This is a genomic window from Exiguobacterium profundum (genome assembly GCF_042652865.1).
Lineage (GTDB): Bacteria > Bacillota > Bacilli > Exiguobacteriales > Exiguobacteriaceae > Exiguobacterium > Exiguobacterium profundum.
Genome location: NZ_JBHSHG010000001.1, coordinates 1,461,751 through 1,479,050 on the forward strand (window position 1 = coordinate 1,461,751; position 17,300 = coordinate 1,479,050).

17 protein-coding genes are annotated in these 17,300 nt (G+C 50.8%); 4 read left to right on the forward strand and 13 right to left on the reverse strand.

All coding sequences use genetic code 11. The annotated features are described in order from the left end of the window. Window positions 1-169: 169 nt before the first annotated feature. Window positions 170-1,114, forward strand: a complete 945-nt coding sequence (locus tag ACFO4U_RS07560; protein ID WP_074036132.1) for a DUF5692 family protein — start codon at window positions 170-172, stop codon at window positions 1,112-1,114. Window positions 1,115-1,146: 32 nt separating this feature from the next. Here the strand turns inward: ACFO4U_RS07560 and ACFO4U_RS07565 are convergent, their stop codons facing one another. Next, window positions 1,147-2,016 carry a PhzF family phenazine biosynthesis protein gene (locus ACFO4U_RS07565; protein WP_214690596.1) on the reverse strand — a complete coding sequence of 290 codons (870 nt, stop codon included), beginning with the start codon at window positions 2,014-2,016 and terminating at the stop codon, window positions 1,147-1,149. 93 nt (window positions 2,017-2,109) lie between these two features. Between ACFO4U_RS07565 and ACFO4U_RS07570 the strand changes: the two genes are divergently transcribed. Beyond that, the gene (locus ACFO4U_RS07570) at window positions 2,110-2,637 is read left to right on the forward strand and encodes an AAA family ATPase (protein WP_074036128.1); all 528 of its coding nucleotides are present in this window, start codon (window positions 2,110-2,112) and stop codon (window positions 2,635-2,637) included. On the opposite strand, the gene ACFO4U_RS07575 is transcribed toward ACFO4U_RS07570, so the two are convergent. From ACFO4U_RS07575 to gatC, 9 genes are all read right to left on the reverse strand, one after another. Next, window positions 2,629-3,069 (reverse strand): hypothetical protein, encoded by a 441-nt coding sequence (locus ACFO4U_RS07575; RefSeq protein ID WP_074036127.1) that lies wholly within the window; start codon window positions 3,067-3,069, stop codon window positions 2,629-2,631. The genes ACFO4U_RS07570 and ACFO4U_RS07575 overlap by 9 nt on opposite strands. Then, complete coding sequence (locus tag ACFO4U_RS07580; protein ID WP_215243733.1) at window positions 3,070-3,687, reverse strand: hypothetical protein; 618 nt, start codon at window positions 3,685-3,687, stop codon at window positions 3,070-3,072. It lies immediately after the preceding gene. 10 nt (window positions 3,688-3,697) lie between these two features. Further along, on the reverse strand, window positions 3,698-4,231 hold the full coding sequence (locus tag ACFO4U_RS07585) for a GNAT family N-acetyltransferase (protein WP_215243732.1): 534 nt from the start codon (window positions 4,229-4,231) through the stop codon (window positions 3,698-3,700). Continuing rightward, window positions 4,228-4,821: a dihydrofolate reductase family protein gene (locus tag ACFO4U_RS07590; protein ID WP_215243731.1), complete on the reverse strand. Its 594-nt coding sequence runs from the start codon at window positions 4,819-4,821 to the stop codon at window positions 4,228-4,230. Before ACFO4U_RS07590 ends, ACFO4U_RS07585 begins: the two co-directional genes overlap by 4 nt. Before the next feature lie 72 nt (window positions 4,822-4,893). Beyond that, complete coding sequence (gene rlmD / locus ACFO4U_RS07595; RefSeq protein WP_215243730.1) at window positions 4,894-6,255, reverse strand: 23S rRNA (uracil(1939)-C(5))-methyltransferase RlmD; 1,362 nt, start codon at window positions 6,253-6,255, stop codon at window positions 4,894-4,896. Window positions 6,256-6,310: 55 nt separating this feature from the next. Beyond that, complete coding sequence (locus tag ACFO4U_RS07600; RefSeq protein WP_012727038.1) at window positions 6,311-7,309, reverse strand: diacylglycerol kinase; 999 nt, start codon at window positions 7,307-7,309, stop codon at window positions 6,311-6,313. Window positions 7,310-7,372: 63 nt separating this feature from the next. Continuing rightward, window positions 7,373-8,803 (reverse strand): Asp-tRNA(Asn)/Glu-tRNA(Gln) amidotransferase subunit GatB, encoded by a 1,431-nt coding sequence (gene gatB / locus ACFO4U_RS07605; RefSeq protein ID WP_211782444.1) that lies wholly within the window; start codon window positions 8,801-8,803, stop codon window positions 7,373-7,375. Between the two features lie 12 nt (window positions 8,804-8,815). Beyond that, on the reverse strand, window positions 8,816-10,258 hold the full coding sequence (gatA, locus tag ACFO4U_RS07610; protein WP_215243729.1) for an Asp-tRNA(Asn)/Glu-tRNA(Gln) amidotransferase subunit GatA: 1,443 nt from the start codon (window positions 10,256-10,258) through the stop codon (window positions 8,816-8,818). Between the two features lie 11 nt (window positions 10,259-10,269). After that, on the reverse strand, window positions 10,270-10,560 hold the full coding sequence (gene gatC / locus ACFO4U_RS07615; protein ID WP_012727041.1) for an Asp-tRNA(Asn)/Glu-tRNA(Gln) amidotransferase subunit GatC: 291 nt from the start codon (window positions 10,558-10,560) through the stop codon (window positions 10,270-10,272). A 214-nt stretch (window positions 10,561-10,774) separates the two neighbouring features. Between gatC and ACFO4U_RS07620 the strand changes: the two genes are divergently transcribed. After that, window positions 10,775-12,478, forward strand: coding sequence for a methyl-accepting chemotaxis protein (locus tag ACFO4U_RS07620; RefSeq protein ID WP_215243728.1), 1,704 nt, complete (start codon window positions 10,775-10,777; stop codon window positions 12,476-12,478). Window positions 12,479-12,518: 40 nt separating this feature from the next. Here the strand turns inward: ACFO4U_RS07620 and ACFO4U_RS07625 are convergent, their stop codons facing one another. The 3 genes from ACFO4U_RS07625 to ACFO4U_RS07635 form a co-directional block, all read right to left on the reverse strand. Then, window positions 12,519-13,880: an alanine/glycine:cation symporter family protein gene (locus ACFO4U_RS07625; protein WP_215243727.1), complete on the reverse strand. Its 1,362-nt coding sequence runs from the start codon at window positions 13,878-13,880 to the stop codon at window positions 12,519-12,521. A gap of 416 nt (window positions 13,881-14,296) precedes the next feature. Continuing rightward, entirely contained in the window at window positions 14,297-14,734 is a 438-nt protein-coding gene (gene bcp / locus ACFO4U_RS07630; RefSeq protein ID WP_215243726.1) for a thioredoxin-dependent thiol peroxidase, read from the reverse strand. 13 nt (window positions 14,735-14,747) lie between these two features. Next, window positions 14,748-15,551: a hypothetical protein gene (locus ACFO4U_RS07635; protein WP_215243725.1), complete on the reverse strand. Its 804-nt coding sequence runs from the start codon at window positions 15,549-15,551 to the stop codon at window positions 14,748-14,750. Between the two features lie 171 nt (window positions 15,552-15,722). On the opposite strand from ACFO4U_RS07635, the gene pruA reads away from it, so the two are divergent. Then, window positions 15,723-17,267, forward strand: a complete 1,545-nt coding sequence (pruA, locus tag ACFO4U_RS07640; RefSeq protein ID WP_159562777.1) for an L-glutamate gamma-semialdehyde dehydrogenase — start codon at window positions 15,723-15,725, stop codon at window positions 17,265-17,267. The last annotated feature ends 33 nt before the right edge of the window (window positions 17,268-17,300 follow it).

Consider the following 17,300-nt stretch of genomic DNA (forward strand, 5'->3'; position numbering starts at 1 on the left):
TACCATAATGATGTGGCAAACTTTCGACACTTCCATGTGAGCTCCCACCCCCTATTGACAGCGCTTACAATAGTTTGTTACACTTTTCACATAAACATAACGAACGTTCGGTATGTTTAGTCACTGCATTTATTTCTGTTTATCTCATTTTCGAAAGGAGTGTCATGTTATGTTTTTCTTCGAATCAATGCCTTGGTATAACGTCGTCATGTGGTTCGTCGTCCTTGGACTGCTGATGGGGTTTAACGAGTTCGTCCGTTCTGGTAAACGGGCGAGCCAACTTATGTTCATGGCGTTACCGATCGCACTGACTCCAATCTGGTTGTTTGTCGTCGATTCGGAAATCACGTCGTGGTTCCATTGGGTGAAGGTGTATTCGGCACTCGCCGGCGCGCTCATCTACATGGTCATCCGCTTCACGAACTACCATAAGAAACATCCTTGGTATTTAGTACTCGTCCCGGCCATTCTTGCCATCAATATCATGGAGGCCGTTATACGGGAGTTTCAAGTCGGCTTCATGGGATTTGATGGGGTCGTCGACGGTATGAATTACATCTCCGGTGGGTGGAACTACGTCAACGCCTTCGCCGGAATTTTGAACATCCTCACCATTTGTGGCTGGTTCGGCATCTTTGCGACGTCCGGTAAGCGAGTCGATATGATTTGGCCGGACCAGACGAAATTGTGGATCATCGCATATGGAATCTGGAACATCTCCTACGTCTATTCGTGTGCACCAGGTAACGCATTTTATTCCGGATTTGCGTTGAACATTGCCGCAACCATCCCTGCTCTCCTTTGGGCGAAAGGAACATGGATGCAGAACCGTGCCCAAACGCTCTCGATTTGGATGATGTGGGTCATGACCTTCCCTTACTTCTTTGCGGTCGGCAGTACGTTCAATGTGAGCGTCTCGTATAATCCGGCAGCGAACTGGACGCTCGCCCTCATCAGTCTTGCCCTCAACGTCGTGCTCGCCGTCATGCAGGTATCACGTATTATGAAACGACGTCTCAACCCGTTGAAAGACGAGCTGTGGACCGATACTGAAGAATACAAACGAGTCGATGCGTTACGAGAAACAGAATCACCTAATCCTAAGACAGCATGAAAAAGACGAGCCGCGGCTCGTCTTTTGAGTTCCTAGAAATCAAGATGTTGTACGCTCAGAGTAGTCGCCTTTCCTCCAACCGTGACGTGTGAGATTTCTTCTCCTGCTACAGTTAGTTCTACCAAAATTTCTGACGGAAGTTTCATTCCATATCCTTGCTCCATGACAAGCGTAGACGACTTCTTCAAAACAAGAGATTGCTCGAACAGATAACAAGCCAGCGCACCGTTCGACGTTCCAGTGGCAGATTCTTCATCGATTCCATATAGTGGCGCAAAATTTCGTGTATGGGCGATGCCATCCTCCATCGTTTCAAGAGTGAAAAGATGGTACCCAACCACGTCAGATTGTCGACTGATTTCCTTCACTTTTTCGAAGTCCGGTTGAATAGACAATAGTTCAGTAAGCGATTTGATAGGAATCAGGATATCCCGGAGTCCAGTGAAACCGATCAGAATCGGAAAACGATCATCTAATACCTCAAGCGGAACCTTAAGTGAATCAGCAATTTCTTGATGATTTGTCACGGGTAAAAATTCTGGGAGTCGCTGCTGCATCATAATAGTCAAATCATTTCGGATCTCGACCTCTAACACACCAGCTCTCGTCTCTTGTGTAAATCGTCCACTCCCAAGTAGACCTTGTTCTTTCAATACATGAAACGTTGCAATCGTTGCATGACCACAGAGGTCGACTTCCTCTTCAGGTGTGAAAAAACGGACGCGGACATCCGCATGATGCGATTGACTCACGAAGGCAGTCTCACTGTAACCGACCTTCTTCGCAATCTGTTTCATTTCTAATTCGGTTAAGGCATCTGCATGTAATACGACCCCAGCCGCATTCCCTCCTTCTCCATCTTTTGAAAAAGCATGGACAACATATACATCAATCGATAACATGTTTCAATCTCCTTTAGTCAATCTATAGGATTCTGCAAACTCAACTATACGTTATAATTGCAAGACGACATGATGAAAAATGGGGGGACTTTGATGATTATATGGATTAACGGCGCATTCGGTTCGGGCAAGACAACCTGTGCCAAGCTACTTGAGAAACAGTTGCCGAATGCGTTTCTCTACGACCCGGAACAAGTCGGCTTTTTCATTCGGAACCAATTGCCAAAAAGCCTTCAACAGCCCGATTTTCAGCACCATCCGGAATGGCGGGAGTTCAACTATCGGATGTTGTCGAAGATTGCCACGTCCTTCGATGGGGTCATCCTCGTTCCCATGACATTGGTGGACGCAACGTATGTAGACGAAATCATCGGTCGGCTTCAGCGGGACGGGATCGACGTACGTCATTTGATCCTTGAAGCGCATCGACAAACGCTCGTGAAACGATTGAATAAACGTTTCGAATGGTTCAACTCTTGGGGGAAAGCGCAGATTGTTCGCTGCCAGTCCGCATTTCAATCTGAAATCCATGCAGAAAAAATTGTAACAGATCACCTATCAAAACAAGATGTTGCGCGAGCGGTCGCCGATCATGTCGGTCTCACACTTGCCTCAAAATGATTCAGATTCATACATTGCTTCGGACGGCTCGTCTTCCCATCGGATGACGAGCTCACTTGAATGGGATAGACTCAGCTCCACCGCCTCACACATCGTATCGGTCAACCACATGCAGCGGAACAATAGTTGCCGATATCCGTACAGTTCATCGATGATTTCGAAGCGCCCCATTTTAACAAACTGACCCAATTGTTCGATCGGACATACCGAATAAGACGATTCACCGAAGCGGACGAGCGACGAAGAATCCCGGTCTACGTTCGAGATTGTCACGACGGCACGTCCCGTCCATACCGCTTCTTTCTTGAACAAGTCACGGATGCCATCCGCAAAAACGAGACGGATTGTCGAACCCATAAAAGTCGCTTCCGTGATGACCGCGTCATGCAGGGAAAGCGGGACGTTACGAGTTCGAATCGTATATTGCTTCATTCAATCCCTCCTTTTTTGAAACACATAATTCTCAACTGACTTCGTATACATTGGACCTTTCATCGTCTTCTTCACTTCGGCTACATCGACGTCTTTCCCTTTCGGCAATCGGAAATAATCGTCGAGCCCTGTCTGAATGAGTTCATTTGTACTTCCCATGACCCCAATCAGCTCGAACGTTTTATCGAATTGCGCCAACGTCGCATCTCCATGGCTATCGTTACAGAGCAAGATGCCACGCGGCTTCAAATATTGTTTCGTCGCCTGACCGACAAACCCCGCATATTGCGAGATGATCAAGTCAACGGGTTCGATGTCGAGCGGCTGCGTATAGTCCTGACCAAAAAAATCAATCGTACACGGCTCATCATATTCCTTTCGTTGATCCATCAGCTCCTGTACCGTTTCAATTTGCTTGAAGAAACGAATCGTCCCTTTGAAACTGTCGACATAGATGACATGAGGGATGACGAGGGAAGGGGCGACGTCGACGTGACTCCCTGGATAGAGCGCCTGCTTTACGTCAAAAGTATCAGCAATCGTTTCATAAACTTGTTTTCGGTCCCCGATTTTTTGTGCATACGTCTCATACATTTTTGTCACTTGTTCAAGATTCATCGATATCCCCCTAGTATAAATATCCAAGCAAATCGAGTGTTCCGTCGCTCCATCGTTTGTCTCCCACCTGACGAATCATCAATTCTTCAAACGATGCCTCACCGATTCCGCGTGTCGTCTGATTCTCGTCATTGATTTGAAGCCACGTGCATGTGTTAGATACCGTGTGAAACCCAATGCGTTCGTAGAGGTCTGGTCGGTCTGCGAATAACAGAAGAAAATCGATGGGGTACGTTTCCCCAAGAGCAATGACTTTTTCCATCAGTGCCCGTCCGACCCCACGTCCCCGAACTTCTTCCCGGACACACAAATCGATGATGCCGAGCACGTGAATCGATTCCCCGTTCATATTCATCACACGAAAGTCTAACCCGACTTGTCCAATGATCCGTTCGTCTTCATACGCGATGAGTCGGAAATGGGGTAATTGCTTGAAGTAGCGGCGATTCGGATAAATTGAGGGAAACGCATGTTGTAATAGCTCAGTTAGCTCCTTATCCATCGATTCTGATACGGTCATTTCGAGGTGTTCCTCGATTCTCATATCTTCCCCCCTTCAGATTGAAGGCGCCCATACCGAACAACATGGACCCCGTTCGGCATCAGCTGTTGCTCGATCACGTCGAGGTGTAGTGGCAAGATGTTGCCGTCTGGGAAAAGTCGTTTGCCTGAACCGATGATGATAGGATATACAATCAGTCGAACTTCATCGATGAGGTCGTTCGCGAGTAGCGTATGCACAAGTTCGCTGCTTCCCCAGACGTGTAAATCGGGTCCCTCTTCTTGTTTGAGTCGTTTCAACGCTTCGACTGGTTCTGTCAGAAGCATCGTTGACTCCCATCGTGAATCCTGTGATTGCCGTGTTACCACATACTTCATCGCCCGGTTGGCTTCCGGCCAGACGTCATCGTGGTTCGGCCAGTAACTCGCCCATTGGTCATATGTCTTTCGACCGAGCAACAAATCAAACTCACTATGCATTTGCGTCCGAATCCAAATTCCGAGCTCTTGGCTCGAAAAAGGTTCCGTCCATCCCCCATGCATGAAATCCCCACTCAAATCTTCTTCTCTCCCAGCTGGTGCTTGAATCACCCCATCTAACGACAGATGTTCAAGAACAATGATTTTCCTCATCTCCGACTCCCCTTTCGACTGTTTGCAAAAAAAGCCCCCGATTGATTCAATCGAAGGCATGATACATTCATCTTATTCTACTTTCTCCAACCACGCCACCGTCTCCACATGCGCCGTATGCGGGAACATGTCGACCGGTGTCACTTCCATCAAGCGATAACCTCGGTCGGCGAGGTAACGCATATCGCGCGCCTGCGTCGCGACGTTACACGAGACGTATACGATTCGCTTCGGTCCCATCTCGACCATCGTCTCAAGGAACGATTCGGCACATCCTTTACGTGGTGGATCGACGACGATCACATCCGGGTTCACACCGTCTTTCTTCCACTCTGGAAGCACATCTTCCGCCGCGCCACATGCGTACGTCACGTTATCGATCTCATTGACGAGCGCATTCTGTTTCGCGTCTTCAATCGCTTCCGGTACGACTTCGACACCGTACACATGCGCTGCTTTCCGAGCAAGGAACAGACTGATCGTCCCGATGCCGCAATAGGCATCGACGACTTGTTCCGTACCTGACAGTTGTGCGTACTCCAGCGCTTTCCCGTACAATTTCTCCGTTTGGACCGGGTTGACTTGGAAGAACGAGTGCGGAGAAATCGTGAATGTGAGTCCTGCGATTTTATCCTCAATCGTCTCGTGGCCGTAGAGCAACTTGTTCGTCGCCCCGAGGATGACGTTCGTCTTGTCCGGGTTGACGTTTTGCATGATCGACGTCACGTCTGGAAGACGCTCGACGATATCGGCGACGATCTCATTCACACCTTTTAGCTTCGTCGTCTTCGTGATGAGGACGATCATCAGTTCACCCGAATGGTACCCGTAACGGGCCATCACGTGACGGATGACCCCACGTCCTGTCTTCTCGTCATACGCCGGCACACCGCGAGCATCCAACACATCACGGACGACTTGGATCGCCTGATCATTACGCTCATCTTGAATCAAACATTCATTCATCTCGACGATGTCATGGGAACGAGGACGATAGAAGCCTGAGACGAGACGGTCCCCTTCTTGTTTGAACGGGACTTGTGCCTTGTTGCGGTAGCGCCAAGGTTCTGGCATGCCAATCGTGTCATGGACCGGCACGTCGAACTGCCCGAGACGCTTGAGCGCATCGACGACGCGTTCTCGTTTCTGGCGTAGTTGTCCTTCATAGCTGAAGTGTTGCAGCTGACAGCCGCCACACTGATAAAAAATCGGGCACGGTGGCTCGACGCGGTCAGCGCTCGCTTCTTTCACGTTCAACAATCGGGCGAACCCATACTGCTTGTTCGTCTTCGTCACGACGATTTCGACCGTCTCACCCGGTAACGCGTTCGGGACGAACAACGTATAGCCGTCGACACGTGCCACACCCGCCCCTTCATGGGTCAAGTCGTGGACGTGGACGTCGAGACGATCATTCTTTTTCACTGGTAGCATACGAATGCTCCTTCCATTGCAAATAGGAATGACAGATGTCGTCATTCCTATCTTTTCACTCTGCTTTATCGAGCGAAACATTGAACAATTGCTTGATCATCTGTTCGCGTTCATATTGTGCATTCAAATCTTCCATCTCGCGAATTCGGGCGTTCGGCGCGAGCACCGTCAAGTGACGGAATAAGTTCCGCATTTCACCTGTGCATTCCCCGCCGTACTCACCGTCGATGTTGAGACTCATCGGCTCGGTCGTCTTCATCCGGACGCGGCTCGTCTTCACATGCTCGACGAGTGAGCTTGATAAGTGCTCACCCCGAAGGAGTAAACGGACGACGTGGATGAATTCGAACAAGTTACATTTCCGTAAAATGAACAGATCGAACAACCCGTCATTCAACGACGCGTGTGGTGAGATTTTTTCAAATCCACCGACCGAGTTCGAGTTCGATGTGAGGAAGACCATGACCTCGCCTTGGAACGTTCCTTCATCGTGTTCGAGCTCGATATACGTCGGTTTGATGAGAGGCAGTTTCTCCATCCCTTTCACGTAATACGCGAGCTGCCCGAGTGCTGTCTTCAACTTCGATGGCACCTCATACGAGAGCTCGGTCATGATGCCGCCACCGGCGATATTGATGAAATAGTGAATGTCACCTTTCTCGCCTTCGATTTCCCCAAGGTCGACCGGCATCTCGAATCCGTCACAGATGACGTCGAGTGCACCGACCACACTTAGTGGAATCCGCATCGCCCGGGCAAAGTCGTTCGTCGTCCCGACCGGAATGAGTCCGATCGTCGGACGATTCTCTAGCGGGGCGAGCCCTGAGATGACTTCGTTCAATGTCCCGTCTCCGCCTGCGGCGATGATGAGGTCGAACTCGGCCGCTGAGGCCCGTTTTGCTTCGAGCGTGGCATCACCAATCGCTTTCGTCGCATACGTCGACGTCTCATAACCCGCATCCTCGAGGCGGTTCAAAATGTACGGGAGTTCCCGTTTGATCACTTCTTTACCAGATGTCGGGTTATAAATGACCCGCGCACGTTTCCGTTGCATATTGATTCTCTCCCCTATGCTCAACTCGAGCGAAAAGCGAGACACAAGTGTCTCGCCGCCTGCTTAGCGTTTTGCGATCTCTTCGTGGAACAAGCCATCGAGGAGTGCCGGGTTCGCCATCCCTTTCGTCTGTTTCATGATTTGGCCGATGATGAAGCCTTTCGCACGGTCTTTCCCGTTCTTGAAGTCTTCGATCATTTGCGGATGCGCCTCGAACAATTCGAGGATGTAGCCACGGAGCAAGTTCTCGTCCGAGATTTGGGCGAGTCCGTTCGCTTCCACATACGCTTTCGGATCAGCGCCTTCTTCCATCATCGCCGTGAAGACACGCTTCGCGATTTTCGATGAAATCGTCCCTTCTGCGATCAAGCGGATGAGCTCGGCGAGTGATTCCGGTGTCAACTTCATCGTCTCGACCGTTTCATTCGACTTGTTCAAGTGACCGAGCACTTCACCCATGAGCCAGTTCGCTGCCGCTTTCGGCTCCGCACCGGCCGCTGTCGTCGCTTCGAAGAAGTCCGAGAACTCTCGCGTTGACGTGAGGGCTTTTGCGTCGTATGCCGAGAGACCGTATTGGCTCATGTAGCGTTCACGACGAGCTGCCGGCATCTCTGGAATCGTCGCGCGGATGCGCTCTTTCCATGCCTCATCGATTTCGAGACGGACGAGGTCCGGTTCTGGGAAGTAACGGTAGTCCGCTGCCCCTTCTTTAACACGCATGAGAATCGTCTTTTTCGCCGCTTCGTCGTAACGGAGCGTCTCTTGACGCATGACGCCACCTGAAAGAAGCAATTTGCGATGACGCGTCTCTTCATAGTCGAGTGCCTTTAAGACGTTTGAGAACGAGTTCAAGTTCTTGAGCTCTGTCTTCGTACCGAACTTCTCCTGCCCGAATGGACGGACCGAGATGTTACAGTCACAGCGAAGTGACCCCTCTTCCATCTTGACGTCCGAGACGCCAGCGAACGAGAGGACTTCTTTCAAACGCTCGAGATACGCGACCGCATCTTTCGGTGAGCGCATGTCTGCCTCACTGACAATCTCGATGAGTGGTGAACCGGTCCGGTTGAAGTCGACGACCGAGTGCTTCTCGCCCGTGTGGTTCATCTTCCCGGCATCTTCTTCCAAGTGCACGCGCTCGATGCGGAATCGTTTCATCTCTCCGTCTACTTCGACGTCGACGTGACCGTTTGAACCGATCGGCTTATCAAACTGCGAGATTTGATATGCTTTCGGCGTGTCAGGGTAGAAGTAGTTCTTGCGGTCGAACTTCGTATCTGTCGCAATCTCACAGTTGAGTGCCATTGCCGCTTTGATGGCGAGGTTGACCGCTTCTTCGTTCAATTTAGGCAAGACGCCCGGGTGTCCGAGACAAATCGGACACGTCTGTGTATTCGTTTCGGCACCGTAAGTGCGTGAGCAGCCACACCAAATCTTCGACTTCGTGCTCAGCTCGGCGTGCACCTCGATCCCGATGATCGTTTCAAAGTTCATCGTACGTCCTCCTTAGAGCTGTGGCATCTTGAAACCGCCGTTTGCTTGTTCAAAAGCATGGGCCACGCGGTAAAGTGTTGATTCATCAAAGTAGTTCCCGATAATTTGAAGACCGACCGGAAGTCCTTCTGAAAGACCTGCCGGGACCGAGATGGCCGGGATACCGACCAAGTTGACCGGAATCGTCATGATATCGTTCGCATACATCGTGAGCGGATCGTCGAGCTGTTCGCCGAGTTTGAAAGCTGTCGTCGGAGCAGTTGGTCCAACGATGGCATCATACTCTTCGAACACTTTCGCGAAGTCCTGCTTCATGAGGGTACGGACTTGTTGGGCTTTCTTGTAGAACGCATCATAGTAACCAGAGCTGAGGGCATAAGTCCCGAGCATGATCCGGCGTTTGACCTCGTCCCCGAACCCTTGTTCACGCGAATATGTGAACACTTCGTCGAGCGTGTCCGCTTCGGCGCGACGTCCATAACGGATACCGTCGAAACGAGCCAAGTTCGAAGAAGCTTCTGACGACGCGAGCAAGTAGTACGCCGAGAGGGCATACTTCACAGACGGAATCGAAACCGTCTCGATTGTCGCACCGAGAGACTTGAGCGTCTCGATCGCTTTTTCAATCTGTTCACGGACGCCAGGTGCGACACCTTCTGCCATGAACTCTTCCGGAAGTGCGAACTTCATGCCCGTCAAATCCTGGTTGAGCGCTGCCGTATAGTCCGGCACCTCGACCTCAGCCGACGTCGAGTCCATGTCGCAATGACCCGCAATCGTATTCAATAAGTAAGCATTGTCTTCGACCGTGCGCGTGAGCGGGCCGATTTGGTCGAGTGACGACGCGAAGGCAACGAGACCGAAACGTGAGACGAGACCGTATGTCGGCTTCATCCCGACGACACCACAATACGCGGCTGGTTGACGAATCGAACCACCCGTATCCGAACCGAGGCTGAAGAGGACTTGCCCAGCTGCGACCGATGCTGCTGAACCGCCTGAAGAACCTCCTGGTACACGAGTCGGATCCCATGGGTTACGGACAGGCTTGAACGCCGAGTTCTCGTTTGATGAACCCATCGCGAACTCGTCCATGTTCAACTTCCCGATTGTGAGGGCACCCGCATCATGAAGACGCTCGACGACCGTCGCATCGTGTGCCGGGACGAAGTTCTCGAGGAACGTCGAGGCACATGTCGTCCGCATCCCTTTTGTAACGATGTTGTCTTTCACACCGATCGGCATGCCGAAAAGCGGGTTGTCTGACGTTTTTGCGAGCTCATCCATGCGCTTCGCTTGCTCGAACGCCTCCTCATTGAGCGTCAAAAACGCACCGATTTTATCATCCGTCGCTTCGATGCGGTCGAACGACTCTTTGACGAGGTCCGTGACCGTGACTTCGCCTTCTTTTAATAACGTATGCAGTTTCGCTACACCGTGGTCAAATAAACTCATGAAAGGCCTCCTTACTCAAAGACCGCAGGGACACGGACTTGACCGTTCTCCCAGTCAGGTGCCATCCGTTCGACTTCCTCACGTGGAAGCGATGGACGGACCTCGTCTTTGCGTAGTACGTTTTTCAAATCTAGGGCATGGGTCGTCGGTTCGACGCCCGTTGTATCCAGCTCATCGAGTTGCTCGGCGAACTCGAGAATTTTTGTCAATTGCTCCGTGAAGTGCGTCACTTCTTCATCCGTGATCGCAAGTCGGGCAAGTCCGGCGACGTGCCGAACTTCAGCTTCTGTAATACGAGCCAAAATTCCCACCTCCAACAGTTTTCAATACATCGTTCATTATCATACCACTTTTTCATAAGACAAAAAAGGAAATCTATCTTGTGAGAAAATGTCTCCTTTTTGAGAAACTAGGGAAATCTTCTCCGAATATTGACCCGCTTTCGAAATCAGCTATACGGTCGATGTGCGATTCTGATTATGCTAAAGATAGAAAAGTTTCGTAAGGAGGAATCGTATGTCGATTCGGAATAAACTCATCACTGCGTTTAGCATCATGTTTGTGCTGCTTCTTGGTGTAAGCGGTTACTCTTGGTATGCCTTGAACGCATCAAAAGCAGCCCAGGAGGACATGATCGTCTCTTGGGTACCAGGAATTGACCAGATTCATCAAGTGGATAAGCAATTGCTCGAAATTCGCCGTCATTTGATTCGTCACGCACTCGTCGAGGACGCCGTGACGAAACAAAACATCGAGCGAGACATTCAAGCATCCGTCGCCATCTTAGAACAACGGATGGACGGTTATGAAGCGACGATTATCATGGAAGAAGATCAACAGCTCTTCGATGAAGCCCGTGCGAATTGGGATAACTTCCAAACGGTCATGAATGAACTCATTCGTATTTCGAATGAAGACGGTACAGAGGCCGCAGAAGCGTATATTCGCGATACGGCAACCGCAAGTGCCGATACGCTTTCGAACTCTCTCGGTCTTCTCGTCAACTTGAACCGCGAAGCGATTCAATCGGACACCGCCGCAGCAGCTAAGATGTTTGAGCAAGTTCAGATGTCGCTCTTCATCGTACTTGGTGTCGCGGCTGTCATGACAATCCTCATGATGCTCTTCATCTTCCGCTCCATCTTTGAGCCGCTCAAAGAGTTCAAGACGAAGATGCATGAGCTCGCCACGAGTGATGGCGATTTGACGACATCGATTCCTGTGAAGCGCCGTGACGAGTTTGCCGGACTCGCACGTGACTTCAATCAATTCATCGCCAACTTGCGTCAGTTGATTCTTCAAGTGAACGACGTGACGACAGGCGTGACGAAGCAATCTACTCATATGTATGAAGAGTTGAAAGAACTCGACACATATATGACGACGACCGCTGCGACGACTGAAGACTTGACCGCCGGTATGCAACAGACGGCCGCAAGCGCGCAAGAGATGAACGCTTCCGCCTCGGATATGGAACGGACGATTCATCACATCGTGACGATGGCCGATGAGCGGAAAACCGAAGCGAGACAAATCGATGAACGCGCCCTCTCCCTCAAGTCACATGCGGTAGAGGCGAAAGAGAATGCCATCAGCGTCCTTCAGTCGACACGCACGAACTTGGAGAAAGCGATGCAAGATGCGAAAGCCGTGCGTGAGATCGCGACGCTCACGAACGACATCCTCGATATCGCCGCGCAGACGAACCTCTTGTCACTCAATGCCTCGATTGAAGCGGCACGTGCCGGAGAGGCCGGACGTGGATTCGCCGTCGTCGCCGACGAGATTCGAAAACTCGCCGAAACGAGCCGGGCGACCGTCGAACGCATTCAAGTCATCTCGACGACCGTCCTTCATTCGGTCGATCATTTGAACGAGAGTTCTGGACAGATGCTCCACTTCCTCGACACAAACGTCTTGAAAGATTATGACCAACTTGAAGAGGCAGCCGGACAATATAGCGAGGACGCAGGTCGCTTCGAAACGACCGCGACCGAGTTCGCCGCCGCTGCCGGGGAGCTCGAACAATTGACGTCTAACATGATCGGCGTCATCCAAGACGTCGCAACGACCGTCAACAACGGGGCACTCGGTACGCAAGAAATCGCTGAAAAAGTGACGATGTCCGTCGAACGTTTCGCCGAGTTGAACCATGCGACGGAACAGTCGCAACAAAAGATGGAAGAACTTGATTCACTGATTCGCCAATTCAAGGTATGACAAAAACCCGCCGACACATGCTGTCCGGCGGGTTTTCTCATCAAGCGGCAGAGGACTGCCCTTCTTTTTTCCGTTCGAGTTCGAATCGTTTCGTCTCCGCGACGACCACACCAGAGAGGAACAAGAGTCCAATCAAGTTCGGGATGGCCATGAGACCGTTGAACACATCCGAGATCGACCAGATCAAATTCAAGTTCGTCGTCATCGCACCGAGTCCCGCGACTAAAATATAGAGGACACGATACGGGACGATCACTTTTTCCCCGAGTAAATAATACGCTGAACGTTCACCGTAATAACACCAGCCGAGGACGGTCGAATAGGCGAAGAAGACGAGCGAGATCGTCACGATGATTTCACCAATCGGCCCTAAGAAGTAAGCGAACGAGGCTTGCGTCAAGGCAATCCCTTCAAGCCCTTCCGTATATTGACCACCCATGACGATCGTGAGTCCCGTGATAGAACAGACGATGAGTGTGTCGATCAACACTTGTGTCATCGAAACGAGTGCTTGACGTCCCGGGAAGTCGGTCTTCGCTGCCGCGGCCGCAATCGGTGCAGATCCAAGTCCTGCCTCGTTAGAGAACACACCGCGCGCGACCCCGTAGCGAATCGCGGCACCTAACGCACCCCCACCGATGGCTTCAGCACTGAATGTGCTCGAGAACATTGTCGATAAGGCACCTGGTACCAATTCAAGGTTCATGATGAGAATCACGAGCCCACTCCCGACATATGCGAAAATCATGAACGGGACGAAGATTCCGACGACTTTTCCGATTGATTTGACACCACCTAAGATGACGAATGCCGTGACCGCCATCATGACGATCCCTGTCACAACCATTGGGATGTTGAACGAGTTGTTCAAGGCGAGACTGATCGAGTTCGTTTGGACCCCGTTCCCAATCCCAAAGGCTGCGACCGATGCAAAGACGGCGAACAAGACGCCGAGCCACTTTTTCTTTAGTCCGTGTTCTAAGTAATACATCGGACCCCCGGCAATCTCACCGCGTTCATCGACGACACGATATTTGACCGCCAGGATAGCCTCAGCGTATTTCGTCGCCATCCCGACGAAACCAGATAACCACATCCAAACGACAGCACCCGGTCCCCCGAGGACAATCGCCGTCGCGACACCGACCATGTTTCCGGTACCGACCGTGGCCGCCAATGCCGTCATAAGTGCTTGGAAATGCGAGATGTCCCCACGTTGCTTTTTCTTCGGTTGTTCTGGTTTTGGTATAAATGCCTCTTTCAGACCGACCCCAAGTCGCGTCACTTGGATAAATCCGAGACGGACGGTCAGGAAAATCCCTGTCCCGACGAGTAATATGAGTAAATGTGGCCCCCAGACGAGATTGGATAAACTCGTCAGCCAACTTTCAATTTGATTCACCGTGTTGCTCTCCTCCTACGTTCTTGATTTGAGCGCTCTCCCTATATTTTTCAGAACATTCACAATCGAGTCAAGGTACACCGCCTAAAGAAAGCGTTTTCAACACGTTATATAATTGTAATATTTTCCTTGAACCCTTATTCTTAAAAGCTTCTTAAAATTTATTTCGAAATATGATTGTAATATATATTCAAGTGCATGAGCCCGGATTTCATGATCACTACGAACCGTTAATCGATAGACTACATCTCAATCAGAAATGGAGTGGTTGCAACCGTATAAAGCACGCTCGAAGCGGCTTGATAGCAGCGACCAATTACGGGCAGGCGAGACTCTTAAGGGAACAAAAAAGACTGTAGACCCATGCGTTGTCTACAGTCTGAAACCGTTCATGACCTTTCCTTCAGTTTCTCGTTTTACGAACGAATGGCAGCCACGACTTCTTCGACGTGACCTTTCACTTTGACGTTGCGCCACTCTTGTTCGATATAGCCGTCCTCGTTGATCAAGAAAGTCGAACGGACGATGCCGTAATATTCTTTCCCGTAATTTTTCTTCAACTGCCAGACGCCGTAAAGCTCGGACACTTTATGTTCCTCGTCCACGAGTAAATCAAATGGGAGGTCATTCTTGGCGATAAAGTTTTGATGTTTCTTTTGACTGTCGGCCGATACCCCAAGGACGACCGCGCCTTCCATCTTCGGCAACGCATCGCGGAAATCGCATGCCTCGGTCGTGCAACCAGGTGTCGAATCTCGAGGATAGAAGTATAAGACGACTTTCTTGCCGAGATAGTCCTTTAATGAAACCATCTCTCCGTTTTGGTTCGGTAATGAAAATGTTGGTGCGAGCATCTGCTGTTCCTCCTTAGCCAAACGATGGGTCGACAAGTTGTTCGTCATAGCCATCAATCGCTTCTTCTAATTTTGTCTTTAACGGGTCAAGCACTTCGATATACTCGACTGGATCTTCCGTTGCAGCTGCTTTTCGGAGCGTCTCCTCGTTATCGGTGTACCACGTCTCATACGCTTTGAAATAGTCGGTCATGATGGTTTGGTTCTCCTCGACCGTCAACGTTTCCGCCATGAGCAGGAAGACGTTATTGTCTGCCTCGAGCGCCATATAGTCCGTCTGTGCGTTGACTTGGTCATAGATCGGACCAGCCTCATCTTCCGGAATCTCGGCGAGACGGGCGTTCGCTTCGGCATTCACTCCGTACTCGTTCGCCTGGACACCGATGAGTAACTCTCCGACCTCGGCAATCACGTCTTTTGGTAAAGCGACCGGTGTGATGACTAGTGACCACTCATCCCCTTCCTTCACAGCGATTTTACTGAGTCGGTTCGGGAGCGGGTTCCCTTCTTCATCGATCATCTCATGGACAAGGAACGCCACGTCTTCCTCTTCGTTGACCCAGCTCTTATAAATCTCACCAGGAGACAATTGACGGGTGACGGCACCAGTCGCCGGAATCTCGGTCAACCGGCCAGCATAATCAATTGATGCGAGTGCCTCAGCGTCTCCAGACTCAAGTGCCGTCTGATAGTCTGCGTACACGTTCGTGACAGCGTCCGGCAATGCGCGGTCTGTCTCTTCTACCACCGTCTCTTCCTCGTTCCCACATGCCCCGAGCATGAAGACGAGGAGTAGCGGAATGAACCATTTTTTCATGTTGTTCGTCCTTTCTAAAGCCGTGTTCTCCCCCATCCTATCACGTCTCGATTTCTTGCTCCAATGCCATGTGTTTCTGGAAAATTGTTTCACTAGGATTTCTACGATAATTTCGATACAATACAGACGTAAGCGCTTTAACGCTCAACATCACTTTAAGGGGGAACGAGAATGATTCCATACAAACATGAACCATTCACAGACTTTACACAAAAAGAGAATGCCGAAGCAATCCAAGCGGCAATCGAGAAAGTGAACGGTGAGCTCGGGAAAGACTATCCGCTCGTAATTGGTGGGGAAAAGGTTACGACGGAAGGTAAAATCACGTCTTACAACCCGGCTAACAAAGAAGAAGTGATCGGTCGCGTGTCAAAAGCGAACCAAGAGCTCGCAGAACGTGCGATGCAAGAAGCACTCACAGCATTTGACTCATGGCGCCATGTCGACCCGGCTGTCCGCGCCGACGTCTTGTTCAAAGCAGCGAACATCGTCCGCAAGCGTAAGCACGAGTTCTCGGCTTATCTCGTCAAAGAAGCGGGTAAACCGTGGAACGAGGCAGATGCGGATACAGCGGAAGCAATCGACTTCATGGAATATTATGCACGTCAAATGCTCGAACTCAAACCAGGCAAGAAAGTGGAGAGCCGCCCAGGCGAATACAACCGGTATGACTACATCCCACTCGGGGTCGGGATCGTCATCAGCCCATGGAACTTCCCATTCGCAATCATGGCCGGTACAGCAGTTGCGGCCATCGTCGCCGGTAACACAATTCTCTTGAAACCAGCTTCGACGACGCCAATCGTCGCTGCGAAATTCGTCGAAGTGATGGAAGAGGCAGGTCTTCCAAAAGGCGTGCTCAACTTCATCCCGGGACCGGGTGCAGAAGTCGGGGACTATCTCGTCGACCATCCGAAGACACGCTTCATCAGCTTCACAGGATCGCGTGATGTGGGACTCCGCATCAACGAACGTGCGTCTAAGTTGAACGAAGGTCAAATTTGGCTCAAACGCGTGATCGCGGAGATGGGTGGAAAAGATACGATCGTCGTCGACGAATCAGCCGACCTCGAGCTCGCTGCACAATCGATCGTGAAATCGGCATTCGGTTTCTCTGGTCAGAAATGTTCGGCTTGTTCACGTGCCGTCATCGTCGACAGCGTGTATGATACGGTACTCGACCGTGTCGTCGAACTCACGAACGAACTCTCTGTCGGAAACACAGAGAAGAACGAACACTTCATGGGACCAGTCATCGATGCATCGGCCTTCAAGAAGATCACATCGTACTTCGATGTCGCAAAAGAAGAAGGACGCATCGTCGCAGGTGGGAAAGCAGACGATTCAACAGGCTACTTCATCGAGCCGACTGTCGTCGCAGACGTCGACCCGAAAGCACGCCTCATGCAAGAAGAGATTTTCGGACCAATCGTCGCCTTCACGAAAGCAAAAGACTTCAAAGAAGCAATCGATATCGCGAACAACACAGAATACGGCTTGACAGGGGCGGTCCTCACACGTGACCGTATGAATCAAGAATACGCTCGCCAAAACTTCCACGTTGGGAACCTTTACTTCAACCGTGGTTGCACAGGCGCAATCGTCGGCTATCAGCCGTTCGGTGGATTCAACATGTCAGGTACGGATTCAAAAGCAGGTGGCCCGGATTACATCCAACTCCACATGCAAGCGAAAACAACATCTGAAACGTTCTAATCAAAAAGGAGACGCTCCCCCGATGGGACGTCT